General features: G+C 65.6%; 14 protein-coding genes. 1 reads left to right on the forward strand and 13 read right to left on the reverse strand.

Going from position 1 to position 17,006, the window contains the following annotated elements; translation table 11 throughout:
* Window positions 1–10 precede the first annotated feature (10 nt).
* The 9 genes from J2R99_RS04470 to J2R99_RS04510 all read right to left on the reverse strand — a co-directional run bounded on the left by J2R99_RS04470 (window position 11) and on the right by J2R99_RS04510 (window position 9,739).
* Entirely contained in the window at window positions 11–1,231 is a 1,221-nt protein-coding gene (locus J2R99_RS04470) for a phosphopentomutase (protein ID WP_307154140.1), read from the reverse strand.
* A complete protein-coding gene (gene deoA, locus J2R99_RS04475; protein WP_307153274.1) occupies window positions 1,231–2,547 on the reverse strand; it encodes a thymidine phosphorylase in 1,317 nt (438 codons plus the stop codon). The genes J2R99_RS04470 and deoA overlap by 1 nt, the downstream gene beginning before the upstream one ends.
* Window positions 2,544–3,353, reverse strand: coding sequence for a purine-nucleoside phosphorylase (locus J2R99_RS04480; protein WP_307153275.1), 810 nt, complete (start codon window positions 3,351–3,353; stop codon window positions 2,544–2,546). Before J2R99_RS04480 ends, deoA begins: the two co-directional genes overlap by 4 nt.
* Complete coding sequence (cdd, locus tag J2R99_RS04485; RefSeq protein ID WP_307153276.1) at window positions 3,350–3,739, reverse strand: cytidine deaminase; 390 nt, start codon at window positions 3,737–3,739, stop codon at window positions 3,350–3,352. Before cdd ends, J2R99_RS04480 begins: the two co-directional genes overlap by 4 nt.
* A 1-nt stretch (window position 3,740) precedes the next feature.
* Window positions 3,741–4,709, reverse strand: coding sequence for an ABC transporter permease (locus J2R99_RS04490; protein ID WP_307153277.1), 969 nt, complete (start codon window positions 4,707–4,709; stop codon window positions 3,741–3,743).
* A 34-nt stretch (window positions 4,710–4,743) separates the two neighbouring features.
* A complete protein-coding gene (locus tag J2R99_RS04495; protein WP_307153278.1) occupies window positions 4,744–5,883 on the reverse strand; it encodes an ABC transporter permease in 1,140 nt (379 codons plus the stop codon).
* Complete coding sequence (locus J2R99_RS04500; protein ID WP_307154141.1) at window positions 5,880–7,478, reverse strand: ABC transporter ATP-binding protein; 1,599 nt, start codon at window positions 7,476–7,478, stop codon at window positions 5,880–5,882. Before J2R99_RS04500 ends, J2R99_RS04495 begins: the two co-directional genes overlap by 4 nt.
* 590 nt (window positions 7,479–8,068) lie before the next feature.
* On the reverse strand, window positions 8,069–8,557 hold the full coding sequence (locus J2R99_RS04505; RefSeq protein ID WP_307153279.1) for a CAP domain-containing protein: 489 nt from the start codon (window positions 8,555–8,557) through the stop codon (window positions 8,069–8,071).
* A gap of 168 nt (window positions 8,558–8,725) precedes the next feature.
* Complete coding sequence (locus J2R99_RS04510) at window positions 8,726–9,739, reverse strand: BMP family lipoprotein (RefSeq protein WP_307154142.1); 1,014 nt, start codon at window positions 9,737–9,739, stop codon at window positions 8,726–8,728.
* 145 nt (window positions 9,740–9,884) lie between these two features.
* Here J2R99_RS04510 and J2R99_RS04515 point away from each other — a divergent pair, with 145 nt between their 5' ends.
* Window positions 9,885–10,910 carry a glucokinase gene (locus tag J2R99_RS04515; protein ID WP_307153280.1) on the forward strand — a complete coding sequence of 342 codons (1,026 nt, stop codon included), beginning with the start codon at window positions 9,885–9,887 and terminating at the stop codon, window positions 10,908–10,910.
* Window positions 10,911–10,916: 6 nt separating this feature from the next.
* Here the strand turns inward: J2R99_RS04515 and hrpB are convergent, their stop codons facing one another.
* Genes hrpB through J2R99_RS04535 form a run of 4 tightly spaced genes read right to left on the reverse strand, consistent with a single transcriptional unit; the run spans window position 10,917 to window position 16,961 of the window.
* The gene (gene hrpB, locus J2R99_RS04520; RefSeq protein WP_307153281.1) at window positions 10,917–13,376 is read right to left on the reverse strand and encodes an ATP-dependent helicase HrpB; all 2,460 of its coding nucleotides are present in this window, start codon (window positions 13,374–13,376) and stop codon (window positions 10,917–10,919) included.
* The gene (locus J2R99_RS04525) at window positions 13,373–14,035 is read right to left on the reverse strand and encodes an ATP-binding cassette domain-containing protein (protein ID WP_307153282.1); all 663 of its coding nucleotides are present in this window, start codon (window positions 14,033–14,035) and stop codon (window positions 13,373–13,375) included. Before J2R99_RS04525 ends, hrpB begins: the two co-directional genes overlap by 4 nt.
* A complete protein-coding gene (locus J2R99_RS04530; RefSeq protein ID WP_307153283.1) occupies window positions 14,032–15,780 on the reverse strand; it encodes an ABC transporter permease in 1,749 nt (582 codons plus the stop codon). The genes J2R99_RS04525 and J2R99_RS04530 overlap by 4 nt, the downstream gene beginning before the upstream one ends.
* Window positions 15,750–16,961 carry an ABC transporter substrate-binding protein gene (locus tag J2R99_RS04535; protein ID WP_307153284.1) on the reverse strand — a complete coding sequence of 404 codons (1,212 nt, stop codon included), beginning with the start codon at window positions 16,959–16,961 and terminating at the stop codon, window positions 15,750–15,752. Before J2R99_RS04535 ends, J2R99_RS04530 begins: the two co-directional genes overlap by 31 nt.
* Window positions 16,962–17,006 lie beyond the last annotated feature (45 nt).

Consider the following 17,006-nt stretch of genomic DNA (forward strand, 5'->3'; position numbering starts at 1 on the left):
CGAAATCGCCTCAGATCAGGCTCGCGCCCGCCGCAAGCGGCGGCAAAGCGAGATGCGCCGACAGCGTCTGGCCGACATCGGCATAGGTCGAAAGCTCTCCCGCCCGGCGCCCTTCGATGCCAGGCCCGAAGGCCAGAACCGGCACTGTTTCACGTGTGTGGTCGGTGCCCGTCCAGGTCGGGTCGTTGCCGTGATCGGCCGTCAGGATGACGAGATCGCCCGGCTTTAAAAGCGCAAAGAGCTCCGGCAGGCGCCGATCGAAGGCTTCGAGTGCCGCCGCATAGCCGGCCGGATCCCGCCGGTGACCGTAAATCTGGTCGAAGTCGATGAAGTTGGTGACGATGAGATCGCCGTCCTTTGCCGCCCGCGCCGCCTCCAGCGTCTTGTCGAACTGGCTCTCGTTCTCCGGCGCCTTCAGCATCTGCGTCACGCCGTGACCTGCAAAAATGTCGGAGATTTTTCCAATCGCCCAGACGTCGCGTCCCGCCTCCTTCGCCTCGTCGAGAAGCGTGCGCGCGGGCGGCGGCACGGAGAAATCGCGCCGGTTGCCGGTGCGCACAAACGTGTCGGCATTGTCGCCGGTAAAGGGGCGCGCGATCACCCGGCCGATGCGGTACGGGTCGCAGAGTTTTCTGGCGATGCGACAGGTCTCGTAGAGGCGCTCGAGCCCGAAAGCCTCCTCATGCGCGGCGATCTGGAAGACGCTGTCGGCCGAGGTGTAGCAGATCGGCTTGCCGGTCTTCACATGATCCTCGCCGAGTTCGGCGATGATCGCCGTGCCGGAGGCATGTGTGTTGCCGAGAATGCCGGGAAGCCCCGCTTGCGTGATCAGCGCCTCCGTCAACTCCGCCGGAAACGCCGGCTCGCTTGTCGGAAAGTAACCCCAGGCCTCGCGCAACGGGCAGCCGGCGAGCTCCCAATGGCCCGTCGTCGTGTCCTTGCCGCGCGAGCGTTCGCGGGCAAAGCCCCAGATCGCCTCGGGTTCTGCGACGTGCTCGACACCGGCCGGATAGGCGCCCGACGCCGCCTCCGCGGCCCGCCCGAGCCCCAGCCGGTTCAGGTTCGGGATGTTGAGCGGGCCTTGCCGCAGCCCGTCGCGGTCGGCTTCGCCTTCGGCACAGCGCTCGGCGATATGGCCGAGCGTATTGGCCCCTTCGTCGCCGAATTCCGCCGCATCCTTCGCTCCGCCGATGCCGACGGAATCCATCACCAGGAAGAAACCGCGCGCCATCATTGCAGCCTTTCGACAATCAGTGGATTGGCCGAAACCGGTGTCTCGGCGATGTGATAGGCTCGCCTGATCGCATGTGCGGCATCGGCGAACGCCTCTTCGTCGCGGGCATGGACGAGCGCCAGGGGATGCTCCGGGCCCACCTCGTCGCCGATCGCGGCAAGCTGCGTCACGCCGACGGCATGATCGATCGTATCTTCCGCCCGGCGCCGGCCGCCACCGAGTGTCACCACGGCGACGCCGATCGCGCGTGTGTCGATCGCCTCGACATAGCCCGTACTGGCGGAGCCGACCGAGCGCGTAAACGGCGCTTTCGGCAGATGGCCTTCCGGGTTTTCGACGAAATCCGCGGGTCCGCCGAGCGCGCTCACCATCTTCTGAAAGCGCTCGGCCGCCGCGCCGTTCGCAAGCGCCGTCCGCGCCATCTCTTCGCCCGCCTCGGCGGAAGACGCGAGCGCGCCCAGCCTCAGCATCTCGCCGACGAGCGCGATGACGACGGCCTCAAGCCGAGGGTCGCGATGTCGGCCGGTCAGAAAGTCGACGGCGTTCTGCACCTCCACCGCATTGCCGGCGGTCGAAGCGAGCGGCTCGTTCATGTCGGTGATGAGTGCGGCCGCGGGAAGGCCTGCGCCCTTCGCGACCGTCACCAGGCTTTCGGCGAGACGATGCGCATCGGCCGGATCGGCCATGAAGGCGCCGGTGCCGGTCTTCACATCAAGGACGAGGCCGGAAAGCCCGGCCGCGAGCTTCTTCGACAGGATCGACGCCGTGATCAAAGGCACCGATTCCACCGTCGCCGTCACGTCGCGGATGCCATAAAAACGCTTGTCGGCCGGGGCGAGATCGCCGGTCTGGCCGATGATGGCGCAGCCCGCCTCCGCCACCACCTTGCGGAAGGTCGCAAGATCCGGCTGCGTCTTATAACCCGGAATGGAATCGAGCTTGTCGAGCGTGCCGCCGGTATGGCCGAGCCCGCGCCCGGAAATCATCGGCACCAGTCCGCCGCAGGCCGCCACGATCGGGGCCAGCATCAACGAGACATTGTCGCCGATACCGCCGGTCGAATGCTTGTCGAGGACGGGCGCGTCCGCCTCCGGCCAGGTCAGAACGTCGCCGGAGCGCGTCATCGCCTGCGTCAACGCCACGATCTCAGCCTCTTCCATGCCGCGGAAGAAAACGGCCATGGCAAGCGCCGCCACCTGTCCTTCGGTGACGCTGCCGTCGGTCAGTCCCTGAATGAAGAACGCGATCTCGTCGGCGCTCAGCGCCGTGCCGTCGCGCTTGTTGCGGATGATTTCCTGCGGCAGAAAACTCATCTTGCCCCCTCCCCGGAGAAGTGCCGCATCAAAATCGCCTCAAGCTTCTCTCCCCCGAGCGGTGCCACGGTCTTCGTCTCCTCATGCGAAAGCTCGCGCCCGGTCATGCCGGCCGCATAATTGGTGATGACGGAAAAGGCCGCGACGCGAAGCCCCAGAAAGCGCGCCAGAATGACCTCCGGCACGGTCGACATGCCGATCGCATCGGCACCCAGAATGCGGGCGGCACGGATTTCCGCCGGCGTCTCGAAGGACGGGCCGCTCACCCACATATAGACGCCCTCGTCGATCTCGCGGCGCGCCTCTTCGGCCGCGACCCGGAAATCGCCGATCAGCACCCGGTCATAGGCCTCCGTCATGCCGACGAAACGCCGGTCGGACGCCTCGCCAATCAAAGGATTGGCGCCGAGAAGGCTGATATGGTCGGTGATCTGCATCAGCGAGCCCGGCGGCATGTCCTCGCGCAGGCTGCCGGCCGCATTGGTCAAGATCAGCGTTTCGACGCCGAGGGCTTTCAGCGTCTCCAGCGCCGGGCGCATCACGTCGGCGCGGCCGTGCTCATAAAAATGCGAACGCCCGGCCATGAGCGCGACCGGCGTGCGCCCCAAAATCCCGAGCACGAGTTCCCCCGCATGACCGGAGACGGAGGGCCGCGGAAAGCCGTCGAGCTCCGCATAGGGGATCGCCACGGCATCCTTGAGCTTATCGGCGAGGCCCGACAGGCCGGAACCCAGAACGATCGCCGCCTTCGGCGCGATCCCGGTGCGGTCGGCGATGGTCTTTGCGGTTGTCTCGGCCGTCATCATTCGTCGTCCAGATCGAAAGCGAGCGGCAGGAGCGTGCCGAGCGACGCATAGGCGACGGGGCCCGTCGCATCGCAGAGATGCACGAGCGTCTCTTCGGTGCCGAATTCGCGCAGCCGCTGGCGGCAACCACCGCAGGGCGTGATGCGCGGCATCTTGGCAGCGAGAATGGCGATTTCGGCAATCTCGCGTTCGCCGGCCGCGACCATCGCCGCGATCGCGGAGGTCTCCGCGCACCAGCCTTCCGGGAAGCTCGCATTCTCCACATTGGCGCCGACGAAAATCTTGCCGCTTGCGGTGCGCAACGCCGCGCCGACGGGAAAATCCGAATAGGGGGCATGCGCGTTCAGCATCGCCTTCCGCGCCGCTTCGAAAAGATCGCGCGCCATTCTAGCGCTCCTTCACGTAAGGGATGCCGCCGGCCTTCGGCGGCACTGCGCGGCCGATGAAGCCTGCGAGCAGGATGACGGTCAAGATATACGGGAGCGCCTGCATGAACTGCACCGGCACCTCGCCGATCACCGGCACGTTGGCGCCCTGCAAGCGGATCGACACGGCATCGAGAAACCCGAAGAGAAAACAGGCCCCCATCGCCGGCCAGGGGCGCCATTTGGCGAAGATCAAGGCGGCGAGCGCGATATAGCCCTTGCCGGCCGACATGTTGACGATGAAACCCGCCGATTGCGCGATCGCGAGATAGGCACCGGCGACCCCCGTCAGGACGCCGCAGATGATGACGGCCCGGTAGCGCAGGAAGGGCACGGAGACGCCCGCCGTATCGACTGCCGCCGGGTTCTGTCCGACGGCCCGCAGCCTCAGGCCGAAACGGGTGCGAAACAGCACCCACCAGGTGAGCGGCACCATCAGAAAGGCGACATAGACGATGAGATTGTGGCCCGAGATGAGCTCGTAATAGATCTCGCCCACGACCGGCACGTCGCGCAGAGCCTCCGCCCCCGGCAGGGTGATCGCGCCGAAGCGCGCATCGCCGCCGAGCTGCGGTGTGCGTCCGCCCTGCGAGAACCAGGCCTGGCCCAGAAGCGCCGTCATGCCGGCCGCAAGAAAGTTGATCGCAACGCCTGAGACGATCTGGTTGCCGCGCTGGGTGATGGAGGCAAAACCGTGCACCAGCGCCAGCACGATGGAGGCCGCGATTGCGGCGAGAAGCCCGAGCCAGGCGGAGCCCGTCCAATAGGCGGCGGCCGCCGCAAAGAAGGCCCCGGCCAGCATCTTGCCTTCCAGGCCGATATCGAAAATGCCGGAGCGCTCGGAATAAAGCCCGGCGAGACAGGCGAGAAGCAGCGGCGTTGCGAGCCGCACCGAAGAATCCAGGATGAGGACGATCGTGGTCAGATCCATCTTGGCCTCCCTCCGGCTCGCACTCTCCCCCGCCTCACGGCCTCTCCTCCTCGGCCACGACGCGCTCGCGCTGGCTCGTCGACATCAGCGCAAACGCCCGCCCGATCCCCGGCCGGAACATGTGTTCGAGCGCGCCGGCAAAGAGAATGACGAGCGCCTGGATGACGACGATCATGTCGCGCGAGATCGTCGGCATGTCGAAGGCGAGCTCCGCGCCCCCCTGATAGAGCATGCCGAAGAGAAAGGCCGCGAGCACCACGCCAACGGGATGCGCGCGCCCCATCAGCGCGACCGCGATACCGACGAAACCCGCTCCCTGAACGAAATCGATCTGCAGGCGCTGCTGGTCGCCCATCACCGGGTTCAAAGCCATCAGCCCGGCGAGCCCGCCGGAGACGAGCATGGTGACGATGGTGATCTTCACCGTCGAAATGCCGGCATAGACGGCAGCCGTCGGATTGAGGCCCGTGGCGCGGATCTCGTAGCCGATCTTCGTGCGCCAGATGAAATAATAGACGAAGACGCAGGCCGCGAGCGCGACGAAGATCGAGATATTGGCGGGCGCCGCCCCCATATCCGCGCCGAAGAGATGGAAGAGCCCACCGAGCTCCGGCAGCGTGCCGCCCGCCTCGAAGGTGCGGGTTTCCGGCTGCATGGAGCCGACCGGCGACAGATGGTCGACGAGGAGCCAGACCATCAGCGAGGATGCGATGAAATTGAACATGATCGTCGTGATGACGATGTGGCTGCCGCGTTTGGCCTGCAGATAGGCTGGAATGAGCGCCCAGGCGGCGCCGAAGAGCGCGGCGGCTGCGGTCGCCACCGGCAGCGTCACCCACCACGGCACATAGCGGTCGAGCGCCAAGGCCGCGACGGCGACGCCGAGGCCGCCGAGATAGGCCTGGCCCTCGCCGCCGATATTGAAAAGCCCGGCATGGAAGGCGACAGCGACGGCGAGCCCGGTGAAGATGAAGTTCGTCGTGTAGAAGAGCGTGAAGCCGACGCCCTCGCCGAAGCCGAGCGCCCCCCAGATCAGGATCTTCACGGCTTCGAGCGGGTTCTCGCCGATGAAGAGCACGACGAGGCCCGCGACCAGAAAGGCGACGACGACATTGACGAGCGGGATGACGCCGACCTCGACCCATGTCGGCAGCTTTTCGAACGGCGCGCTCATGCTTTTGGCTCCGCTGCGCTCGCGCGGCCCATTTCGCCCTCCGCTTGAGCTTCCTCAGCGCTCTCCCCTTCACCCTCCTCCGGCGTCACGCCGGCCATCATCAGGCCGAGCTCGCCTTCCGAGGCCTGGGGCCCACGCTCCCCGACGATCTTGCCGGCGAACATGACGAGGATGCGGTCCGACAGGGCGCGGATCTCGTCGAGCTCCACGGAGACGAGGAGGATCGCCTTGCCCGCGTCGCGCATCGCCACGAGCTGGTGGTGGATGAACTCGATCGCGCCGATATCGACGCCCCTTGTGGGCTGGCCGACGAGAAGCACGTCCGGGTCGCGCTCCATCTCGCGGGCGAGCACGATCTTCTGCTGGTTGCCGCCGGAAAAATTCGCCGTCTTCAGGCGCGGGTCGGGCGGGCGGATGTCGTATTGCTGCATTTTTTCGCGCGCTTCCGCCTCGATCGCGCCGCGGTCGAGAAAGACGCCGCGCCCATAGGTCTTGTCGCGGTGATAGCCCAAGATGGCGTTCTCGTTTTCCTCAAAGCCCATGACGAGGCCCATGCGGTGGCGATCCTCCGGCACATGCGCGAGTTTCGAACGCCGCCGCATCGCCGGATCGGCGCGACGGGCGAGATCCTCGCCGTCGGCCAGACGGATTTCCCCCGAGGTCGCGGGACGGATGCCTGACAGCGCCTCCAGAAGCTCCGACTGGCCGTTGCCCGAGACGCCGGCAATGCCGACGATTTCGCCGGCGCGCACCTCGAACGACACGTCCGACACCCGCGCCACGCCGTTTGCGTCGACGACGGAAAGGTTTTTCACCGTCAACAGCGGCGTCCCCGGCGCCGCCTCGCCCTTTTCCACGCGCAAGAGCACATGCCGGCCGACCATCAGCTCGGCGAGCTGCTCCGGCGTCGTCTCGGCGGTTTCGAGCGTCGCCACGATCTCGCCGCGGCGCATGATCGAGACATTGTCGGTGATCGCCATGATCTCGCGGAGCTTGTGGGTGATCAAAATCACCGTCTTTCCCTGGCTCTTCAACTGGCGAAGAATGCGAAAGAGGTGATCGGCCTCCGACGGCGTCAAAACGCCCGTCGGCTCGTCGAGAATGAGCGTGTCGGCCCCGCGAAACAGCGCCTTCAGGATCTCCACGCGCTGCTGCAGCCCGACCGGCAGATCGCCGACGACGGCATCGGGATCGACCTGCAGCTCGTATTCGCGTTCGAGCCGTTTCAATTCCGCGCGCGCCCGGCTCACGCCCGCCTTCAGAAGCGTGCCGCCCTCCGCCCCGAGGATGACGTTTTCCAGAACCGTGAAATTGTCGACCAGCATGAAATGCTGATGCACCATGCCGATGCCGGCCTTGATGGCATCGTCCGGCGCGGTGATTTTTCGCTTCTCACCGCGCACGAAAATGTCGCCGGAATCGGCCTCGTAAAACCCGTAAAGGATCGACATCAGCGTCGATTTGCCGGCCCCGTTTTCACCGACGATGCCGTGGATCGTGCCTTCCTCGACGACGAGGTCGATGTTGCGGTTGGCCTGGACCGCACCAAAACTCTTGCTGATGCCGGACAGGGCGATCGCCGCGGGCGCCTGCATGTCGAGCTCGCCCGGCATCCGGCCCGGCACCTCATCACCGGATATCATCGGCCCCCGCCCCCAGATGCTTGACGGAGCGCCTCACGGGCCGCCGGCTTTCTGCCGTCGAGACCTCCGCCAGGGCAAGCCTTGGCTGCGTGGTTCCTGGCCGCCAGACTCGCCGCCGCGCGAACTCTCTTTGCCCGAACCTTGCCGGCCCGAACCCTGCTCATCCGAACCGATGCGGCGTCACACCCGCCTTTCGGCCGGGCGGCCTTTGCTTGCGGATCGTCTTTATCGGGTCGGTCCGTTCTGAAATTCATGCAAGGCAAAACGCGTGGCAGGCCGGAACATGGCCGGATGGGACGGCTTTCCGCCATCCTGGCACGCCCGGCCGCCGCTTGCACGCCGAAATCACCCGTCACGAGCGCCTGAAACCCGGCTTTTTCCCCTGCCGCAGCGTCAGGTTTTTCAGATGCCCTTACGTCAGGTTTTCGAGTACGGGCACCAGCGATCGGGTGTTCTTCTCCCCGCCCCTGTTCCTTGGGGGCGAGGAAAGGTGCTCGTGGTATCGGCGGGAGATCCGCGACCGAGCGAGATCGACGAAACCCCTACCGCATCGCCTGCCGAGGCTCGCGCTCGGTTCCCAAAATCAGCGCATAGAACCCGCCGGAGCGCGCGGTGGGGGCGACTGCGCCGCCGAAGCCGATCTCCGTCACATAGGCGTTGCGCAAATTCTTCTCGTGCCCCGGCGAGGCGAGCCAGCCCTGGAACGCCGCTGCCTCGCTCTTGTAGCCGCCGCCGAGGTTTTCCGCGATCGCGCCCCAATCATAGCCGACCGCCGCCACCCGCTTCGGCAATCTCCCGGCGACGGTATGGCTGATGTCGTTTTCCCGCGCCATCGCCAGCGCCTGGCGTTCGGCCACCACGTTCAAGCGCGGCGACACGGTGACCGGCCCGAGCCCGTGCCTCGCCCGATACTCCGTCACCATCGCCCGCATCGCCGCCACATCGACCGGCACGTTGCGCGCCTCGAATTTTTCCGACGGCCCGGCACAGGCGGCGAGGAGAAGCGAGATGACGAGAATGAAGCTGCGCATTGGATGGGTCACGGTTTTCGGTCCAACGGTTGCTGAAAGGCCGGACCATCATCCTCCCAACTTGGAAACGAGAATGGCCAGCGGGAATTTTAAACCAAGAGAGAATCGAAACGCCCCAGCTTTTAAGCCGGGGCGCCTTGTTTCAAAGCGGAAGCGCGGATCGACGCCTCACTTCATCGCGGGACACGAATTGTCCGACATGTAATCGTGCACCTTGATCTCGCCCGAGGTGATCTTCGCAGACGCGTCTTCGACCTTGGTCTTCATCTCGTCGGTGATGAGGTCCTTGTTGGAGTCATCCAGCGCCCAGGCGACGCCGTCTTCGGCGAGGCCGAGATTCTGCACGCCGCCCCATTCTTCCATCGAAACGCCGTTCTGAACGTCCTCGAAGGCCTGATAAACGGCGTTGTCGACGCGCTTCACCATCGAGGTCAGAACCGAGCCCGGATGCAGCATGTTCTGGTTGGAATCGACGCCGATGCCGAGCTTGCCGGCGTCAGCCGCCGCCTGCAGCACGCCGATGCCGGTGCCGCCGGCGGCGTGGTAGACGACGTCGGCGCCGCGGTCGAACTGGCTCTTGGCAAGCTCGCCGCCTTTCACCGGATCGTTCCAGGCTGCCCCCGTCGTGCCGGTCATGTTGGCGTAGATCTCGATATCGGGATTCACCGCCTTGGCGCCTTCGACATAGCCGCATTCGAACTTGCGGATGAGCGGAATGTCCATGCCGCCGATGAAGCCGATCTTGCCGGTTTTCGAGGCCATCGCGGCCAGCATGCCGACGAGATAGGAGCCCTCATGCTCCTTGAAGACGATGGAGCGCACATTGGGCTCCTCGACGACCGCATCGATGATGGCGAACTTCGTCTCGGGATATTCCTCCGCCACCTTCTCGATCGCCTGGGCCTGCGAGAACCCGATGCCGATGACCGGGTCGAAGCCGCGCTGGGCGAAACGGCGGAGCGCCTGCTCGCGCTGCGAATCGTTCTGCAATTCGAAGTCGCGGTAATCAGTCCCGGTCTCTTCCTTGAAGCGTTCCGCGCCGATATGCGCCGCCTCGTTGAAGCTCTTGTCGAATTTGCCGCCGAGATCATAGACGATCGCCGGCTTCACCTCCTGCGCCAGCGCCTGGCCGGCCGACATCGCCATGGCGCATGCTGCAAAAGCGCCGGTCGCGAACCGCATGAGACCCATTCCGTTCTCCCTTGAAGTCTTCGCTGGCGGCTGCGCCGCCCAGGTTGCCATGGGCCTCAGATTGACATGGGCCGCCTTAGATTGACATGGGCCCATGTGCGTTGCACCTCCTTTATCAGGTTCATCCAGGTTCGATATGGCGTCTTCCCACAAGATCGAAACACTCGCCTTTCCCGTCCTTCTCGGAGACATCGGCGGCACCAATGCCCGCTTTGCGCTTCTCCCCGGCAGGGACGAGGAGGTGCTCCACTTTGCCCCGGTGAGAACGGGCGATTTTCCGAGCATCGAGAGCGCCGTCGGTGCAGCGGTCTTCGACAAGACCGACATCCGGCCACGCTCGGCACTCTTTGCGCTCGCCGGACCGATCGACGGCGACGAGGTCGATCTCACCAATGCCGAATGGGTCATTCGCCCGCGTGACGTGATGGCCGCAACCGGCATTTCGGATATCGCGCTTCTCAACGATTTCGAGGCGCAGGCGCTGGCGATCTCCGCCCTCGACGATCCCTGCATGACGACGGAGGCGATCGGGCCGGAGCTTGCAACCGAAGCGAATTGCCGCGTCGTTCTCGGTCCCGGCACAGGACTCGGCGTCGCCGGCCTCGTCTATGCCTCCGGCCTGTGGACGCCGGTGCCGGGCGAAGGCGGGCATGTGGCGCTCGGGCCGGATGCCGACGACGAATTCCCGATCTGGCCGCATATCGAAAAGGAGGGGGGGCGCATCTCCGCCGAGGCGCTGCTCGCCGGACGCGGCATTCCGCGGCTCTACCGGGCGGTGGCCGCCGCCCGCGGGCTTGCCGCAGAGCTTTCGACCCCGGCGGAGGTGACGAATGCGGCGCTTGGCGGTCAGGATCCGCTCGCGCTCGCCACCATGACGCTCTATTGCCGCCTCCTCGGGCGCGTCGCGGGCGATCTCGCCCTCGTCTTCATGGCGACGGGCGGCGTCTTCATCGCCGGCGGCATCGCCCCGCGCATCGCGCTTCTTCTCAAGGAGGGCGAATTCCGCCGCGCCTTCGAGGCGAAATATCCGCATGAAAACCTGATGCGGCAGATCGCGACCCGCCTCATCACCGCCAGCCAGCCGGCACTCACCGGCCTTGCCGCGTTTGCACGCGCGCCTGAAAACTTCTCCGTGCCGCTTGACCGCCGCCGCTGGCGTTAAGCCGGCTCAGCTCTTGCGCCGTTTCGCCCCGGTCGAAGGCGCGGCTGTCGCCGGGTCTTCCGGCCAGTCGTGTTTCAGATAGCGGCCGCGCATCTCCGCGCGCACGTCGCGCCACGAGCCACGCCAGAAGCCGGGGAGATCCTGGGTCACCTGCATCGGCCGCCCGGCCGGGGATAGAAGCTCGAAGGTGAGCGGCACGCGCCCGTCCAGAATCCTCGGATGTACATCGAGCGAAAAAAGATTCTGCGGTGTGATCGCGACCGTCGGCGTCTCTGCCGAATAATCGATCGCGACCTCGCGGCCGGATGGCGCGACGAACGTCGCCGGCGCCTTGCGATCGAGCTCCTTGAGCAGAGACCACGGAATCAGCGGTTGAGTCGCCTCTTTCACCGAGTCTCGGCTGATTCCGCCGAGCGAGAGACTTGTCCCCGCCAAAGGTAAGAGCCATTCCTCGGCGCGTTCGGCCAGCGCGTCGTCGGAGAGGTCCGGCCAGGCGTCCCCCTCATGGCGGCGCAAAAAGCGAATGCGATCAAACATTTGCCGGGTTTCGTCGGGCCAGGGCAGCGCCTCCAGCCCGCGCTTCAGCGCCGCCTCGGCGAGAAGCGCCGCGGCTTTCTCCGGATCGAATGATTTCAAAGGCTTAGCGGACATTACGAGTGCGCCGAGCCGGCGCACGCGCCGCGCATTGATGCGATCGGCCGCCGAATCATAAGAAAACTCATCGTCTTCTGAAATCTCGAAAGCCGCCTCGATCTCGCCCCGGGTCAGCGGTGCAGCGAGAAGAATGCGCGCATCGGCGCCGCCGCCCTGGACTTCGGCGATCGCCAAAAACTCTTCTGCGGCAAGGGGATCGTCCTCGTCGAGATAGGCCCCGCGGCCGTTCGCCATCAAAAAACGGCCGCCCGGTCCGCGCGATTTCGCGACCCTTTCCGGCCAGGCGGCGGCAAGATGAAGCCCTGCCGAGGTCGCGCCCTCTCGCGGCTTTCGCCCGACCGTCTCCTCCGCCAGTCTCGCCCAGCGCTTCGCCGCCTCGCGCGCCTTCGCCGTCCGCCCGCCGCGTGCACCGCGAACGACGGAAAGGCGGTGGTGGAGGTCGCTGGAACGCCCGCCAAGCCCTTGTTCTGAAACGAGAGCCGCGATTTCGGCAGCCTCGCGCGCCTCGCCGTTTTCGGCCGCAGCTAGGATCATATGGGCCAGCCGCGGGGCGAGCGGGAAAGCCGCAAGCGCCTTACCATGTTCGGAAATGAGGCCCGAACGATCGATCGCGCCGAGGCGGCCCAGAAGCTCCATTGCCTCCGAGAAGGCAGCCTTTGGCGGCGGATCGAGCCAGGCGAGCGCATCAGGCTCGCGCACCCCCCAGGAGAGAAGCGACAGCGCGAAGGCGGAGAGCTCCGCTTCCAGGATTTCCGGGCGGTCGAAGGGCATGAGCCCGGCATTCTGCGGCTCGTCCCAGAGCCGCAAGCAAAGGCCCGGCTCCGTGCGCCCCGCCCGGCCACGCCGCTGATCGGCGGCCGCGCGCGACACCCGCACCGTCTCGAGCCGCGTCAGGCCGGAGCCCGGGTCATAGCGCGGGCGCCGCGACAGGCCGCTGTCGACGACAATGCGCACACCCTCGATCGTCAGCGACGTCTCGGCGATCGCGCTCGCCAGCACGACCTTGCGCCGTCCGGCAGGTGCGGAACGCACCGCTCTGTCCTGGTCTTTCAGGTCGAGTGCGCCGTAAAGCGTTGCAATCTCAACATTTTTCCCAACTTTGCCGGAAAGCCGGTCGGCAAGACGCAGGATCTCCCCCTGGCCGGGCAGAAAAGCGAGGACGCTCCCCTCCTCCTCGCGCAGAGCCTGCAGGATTGCGGCTTCCACGCCGTCTTCGGTTCGTCTGGTGGGAGCCTGGCCGAGGTAGCGGGTCTCAACGGGAAAGAGGCGACCGGCGCTCTCGACCACCGGCGCATCACCGAAGAGCGCGGAAAAGCGTGCTCCGTCGACCGTCGCCGACATGGCGCAAAGCTTCACATCCGGGCGCAGCGCAGAGCGGGCATCGAGCGCCAGCGCCACGCCGAGATCGGCATCGATCGAACGCTCATGCACCTCGTCAAAGAGGATCGCACCGATGCCGTCGAGCCCCGGATCGTCGAGGATCATGCGAACGAAGACGCCGCCGGTCACGAGCTCGATGCGCGTCGCACGGGAGATGCGGCTTTCCATGCGCACACGGTAGCCGACGGTCTGGCCCACCTCTTCGCCGAGCATTTTCGCCATGCGGGAGGCGGCCGCCCGTGCAGCAAGCCGGCGCGGTTCGACGACGATGATCCGTTCGTCATCCGCCAGACCCTCCTCAAGAACCGCAAGCGGCACACGCGTCGTCTTGCCGGCGCCGGTCGGCGCGATGAGGACGGCGGCGCCCGGCGCGCGCAGCGCCGCAAAAAGCGCGGAAAGCGCCTCCTCGACCGGCAGGCAAGATGGGTTCATTCCCCGCCGGTCCCGCCGAGTTCGATCACGGGACCGCCGGCGGCCGCGGCATCCTGCGGATCGTGCGTCACCAGAAGAACCGGGAGATTGCGCTTGCCGGCCTCGTCGAAAACAAGCCGGCGCATCTGATCGCGCAACGCCACGTCGAGCTTCGAAAAAGGCTCGTCGAGAAGCAATGCACGCGGGCGCGACAGGAGCGTGCGCAAAAGCGCGATCCGAGCCTTCTGTCCGCCCGATAGGGTCGCCGGATCGCGGCCTTCCATGCCACCAAGGCCGACTTCGGCTAGAGCCGCCGACACCGTTTCCTGGCGCACACCACGCGAGGCGCCGGGCCGCAAGCCGAAGAGGAGATTGCCGGCGACGGAGAGATGCGGAAAGAGCAGAGGGTCCTGGAAGAGAAGGCCCATCTGACGAGATTCGGCGGGCCGATCGGTCACGTCTACGCCCGCGAGCAGCACGCGCCCTTCGGCCGCAAAGATCGGGTCGAGAAAGCCGGCAGCAAAGGCGAGAAGCGTCGATTTCCCGGAACCCGACGGACCCATGACGGTCAGGACCTCGCCCGGGCGGATCGTCTTATCGACGGACAGGAGCAGCCGGCCTGCGAGGCTGATCCTCACCTGCGAAAGGCTCAGGCCCTCGGGTGCGTCATCGGCGGTCATCCACCCGCACGCATGGCCGCGCGGCGGCGAAAAAGCAAGGCCGGGAGAAGGGCCGCAAGCGTAAAAGCGAAAAATGGCAGACAGGCCTGAACGAGCGCGGTCGCGGCCGTGATGCGCCGATCGCCGCCCGACGACAGCGCCACGGCCTCCGTCGTCACGGTTGGCCAGCGTCCGGCGCCAATCAGGAGCGTCGGCAGGTAAAGCGAGATCGACACGGCGAAACCGAGAGCCGTCGCGGTTGCAATCGCGCGGGCAAGCATCGGCAAACGGATCTTCCAGAAGATTGCATCTGCGCCGCGTCCGAGGCTTCGCGCGATCAGGGCGTAGCGCGGATCAAGCGCTTGCCAGGGCTGCGACAGCGACAAAAGCACGTATGGGAAGACAAAGACGAGGTGGGCGAGGATGACGGCCAAAAGCCGGCCGTCAAAGCGGAGCGCCACCAGAAGCATGTCGAGGCCGAAGAGAAAGGCAATCTGCGGCACGAGAAGCGGCAGATAAAGTGTAACCAGCGCCCGAGTTGTCACCGTTCCGCCGGTGCGGGCCTCATATTCGAGCGCACCGAGAGCAAGGACGACAGCGAGAAAGGAGGAGAGTGCGGCGATCAGAAGGGCGTTGTCGAGAGGCCGGGAGAGGGACGCACCAAGGTGGCGCCAGGTGTCCAAGGTCAGCGCGTTCGGCCAGACATCCGGGAAAGCCCAGAAGCCCGCAATTGACCAAAGCGCCAGTGTGGCGAGGCCCGCAAATACGAGCCCGGCGGAAAGGCTCATCGTCACCCCGGTCAATTGGCGGAGAAAACCGTCACGGCGGAAGCGACGCCCCGACGTCGTCAGCTTCGCTCCGATCCTGGCGACAAGCCATTCGAGAGCAAGCCACAGGGAAATAGCGAGAAAGGCGATCACAAACTGCGCCAGCGCGCCAGCAGCTGCGAGGCTGCGCAGGGAGAGATCGGGATCCGCCTGCCATTCCAGGATGCGCACGGCAAGCGGGGCCGGCGTCGTCGGCCCGAGGATCAAGGCGACATCGACGACGGAACAGGCATAGGCGATGATGGCGAAGATCGGCAGACGAAGCTGAGCGTAAAGAGGCGGCAGAACGGCGAAGAGGAAGGCCGCGACGCGCCCGTAACCGAGCGCCCGTGCCATTTTGAGGCGAGGCTCCGCCTCGACCTGCGGAAGGGCTGCAAGAGCCATCAGGAAGAGGAAGGGGATCTCTTTCACGACAAGACCCGCCGTCATCGTAAGCCCCGCCGGATCATGCACGATCAGCCAGTCCGGCGGGCGGTCAAAGCCGCTCGCCCAGGGAGACAGAGCCCGCATCAAGAGGCCGGACGGCGCAATCAGGAAGGCAAGCCCGAAAGCAGCCGCAGCATGCGGCGCCGCCAGAAGCGGCGCGATGAGACGCCGCAGGGCACGGAAAACCCGCGTCCCATGCCAGGCGGCGACAAAGCCCGTCACTACCAGGAAGGCGAGCGTCGTCGTGCACAGGCCCGCGCACAGGCTGAGCGCGAGGGAAACCCCAATACCAGGGGCTCCTAAAAGCGCGACGAAGGGCTTGAGCGAAAAATCCTCAAGTCCGAGAACCGGAAGGTAGCCAAATGCCGGCAATGCCGCACCGAGGAGGCCGGCCGCCACTGGCAGGACCAGAAGCGCGAGCACCGTGATCGGAAAAGCGATGAGCCGCGATCTCGGTCGATCCAGCTTCGGTCGGGCCGGAATTATTGGCCGGCTCCGTAGCGCCGCGCCCATTCCGTCTCCAAGCGCTCCATCCAGCTTGCATGCGGTTCGGGCAGCGCCAGGCCCAGTTTCTCCGGCGGCAGCGTCGCGACGCCAAGGTCGAGCGCGTCAAAGCGGGCACGATCCTCCTCCGGCAGAGCAGCGACATCGAGCACCGTCGGATCGCCCCAAACATTCGGATCCTGCTTGCGGGCCTGCGCTTCCGGCGACATGAGAAAATCCGCGACGACCATCGCACCCGCCTTGGCATTGGCGTTGAACGGGATCGCGAGGAAATGCGAATTGGCGATGGAGCCCGCCTCCGGCACGTAGCTTCTCACCGTGTCCGGCAATTCGTGGGCCGAAATCGCGCTCGAAGCGTCGGCCGGATTGAACGCAAAGGAGATATCGACCTCGCTATCGGCCAGAAGTCGGCGCATCGTGCCGTAATTCTGCGGGAAGGCGCGCCCCTGCCGCCAAAGAAGCGGATGGAGTTCGTCGAGGAAGACGAAAAGCGGCTGCGTCTGCCGGGAGAAGGTCTCGTCATCGGCCGGCTGCATCAGCACTTGCGGATCAGGGGCGAGTTCGTAGAGCGCCTGTTTCAGAAAAGTGGAACCAAGAAAGTCGGGCGGCTGCGGATAGGTGAAACGGCCGGGATTGTCCATCGCCCATTCCAGGAGAGCCGGCATGGATTTCGGCGGGCTTTGCAGGCGAGCGATGTCGTAGAAGAAGACGAGCTTCGCCATGCCCCATGGCGCTTCGAGCCCGTCGGTCGGCACGGTGAAATCCGTCTTGACCGTCGGCTTTCCCTCCTCGTCGACGAAGCGGTAGTTCGGGAGCTTCGTCGCCCAGGGATGGCCGAGAAGGAGATCCGCCTCCTTCAGAGAGACAAAGTTCTCACCATTGATCCAGACGAGATCGACGGTGCCATTCTCGTCGCGCCCGGCCGCCTTTTCTGCCACGATCTTAGAGACGACGTTTGCGGTGTCGGCAACCTTTACCTGTTTCAACGTCACGCCGAAGCGCTCTTTAACCTCGCCAGCCGCCCAGTTGATGTAAGCGTTGATGCGAGTCTCGCCACCCCAGGCATAGAAATAAACTGTCTCGCCCTTCGCTTCGGCGACGACCGCCTCCCAGTTCTCCGGATCGGGGGTCTTGGCATGGACCGTCCCCGAAAAGAACAGAGCAGAGACGGCGACAAATATCCTGAACATGGGCGTTCCATCTTTCTCCCGTGCCGCCGCTCACAGGCCGTGCTG

Origin of the sequence: Rhodopseudomonas julia (genome assembly GCF_030813515.1) — a bacterium.
GTDB classification, from domain to species: domain Bacteria; phylum Pseudomonadota; class Alphaproteobacteria; order Rhizobiales; family Afifellaceae; genus Afifella; species Afifella julia.

What these genes read in the sequence shown, in the direction of transcription:
- J2R99_RS04470 (WP_307154140.1), bottom strand. Translation starts at nt 1,231, where the DNA reads ATGGCGCGCGGTTTCTTCCTGGTGATGGATTCCGTCGGCATCGGCGGA.
- J2R99_RS04510 (WP_307154142.1), bottom strand. Translation starts at nt 9,739, where the DNA reads ATGCGGTTCGCGACCGGCGCTTTTGCAGCATGCGCCATGGCGATGTCG.
- J2R99_RS04480 (WP_307153275.1), bottom strand. Translation starts at nt 3,353, where the DNA reads ATGATGACGGCCGAGACAACCGCAAAGACCATCGCCGACCGCACCGGG.
- J2R99_RS04515 (WP_307153280.1), top strand. Translation starts at nt 9,885, where the DNA reads ATGGCGTCTTCCCACAAGATCGAAACACTCGCCTTTCCCGTCCTTCTC.
- J2R99_RS04505 (WP_307153279.1), bottom strand. Translation starts at nt 8,557, where the DNA reads ATGCGCAGCTTCATTCTCGTCATCTCGCTTCTCCTCGCCGCCTGTGCC.
- J2R99_RS04490 (WP_307153277.1), bottom strand. Translation starts at nt 4,709, where the DNA reads ATGGATCTGACCACGATCGTCCTCATCCTGGATTCTTCGGTGCGGCTC.
- J2R99_RS04530 (WP_307153283.1), bottom strand. Translation starts at nt 15,780, where the DNA reads ATGGGCGCGGCGCTACGGAGCCGGCCAATAATTCCGGCCCGACCGAAG.
- J2R99_RS04495 (WP_307153278.1), bottom strand. Translation starts at nt 5,883, where the DNA reads ATGAGCGCGCCGTTCGAAAAGCTGCCGACATGGGTCGAGGTCGGCGTC.
- deoA (WP_307153274.1), bottom strand. Translation starts at nt 2,547, where the DNA reads ATGAGTTTTCTGCCGCAGGAAATCATCCGCAACAAGCGCGACGGCACG.
- cdd (WP_307153276.1), bottom strand. Translation starts at nt 3,739, where the DNA reads ATGGCGCGCGATCTTTTCGAAGCGGCGCGGAAGGCGATGCTGAACGCG.
- J2R99_RS04525 (WP_307153282.1), bottom strand. Translation starts at nt 14,035, where the DNA reads ATGACCGCCGATGACGCACCCGAGGGCCTGAGCCTTTCGCAGGTGAGG.
- J2R99_RS04500 (WP_307154141.1), bottom strand. Translation starts at nt 7,478, where the DNA reads ATGCAGGCGCCCGCGGCGATCGCCCTGTCCGGCATCAGCAAGAGTTTT.
- hrpB (WP_307153281.1), bottom strand. Translation starts at nt 13,376, where the DNA reads ATGAACCCATCTTGCCTGCCGGTCGAGGAGGCGCTTTCCGCGCTTTTT.
- J2R99_RS04535 (WP_307153284.1), bottom strand. Translation starts at nt 16,961, where the DNA reads ATGTTCAGGATATTTGTCGCCGTCTCTGCTCTGTTCTTTTCGGGGACG.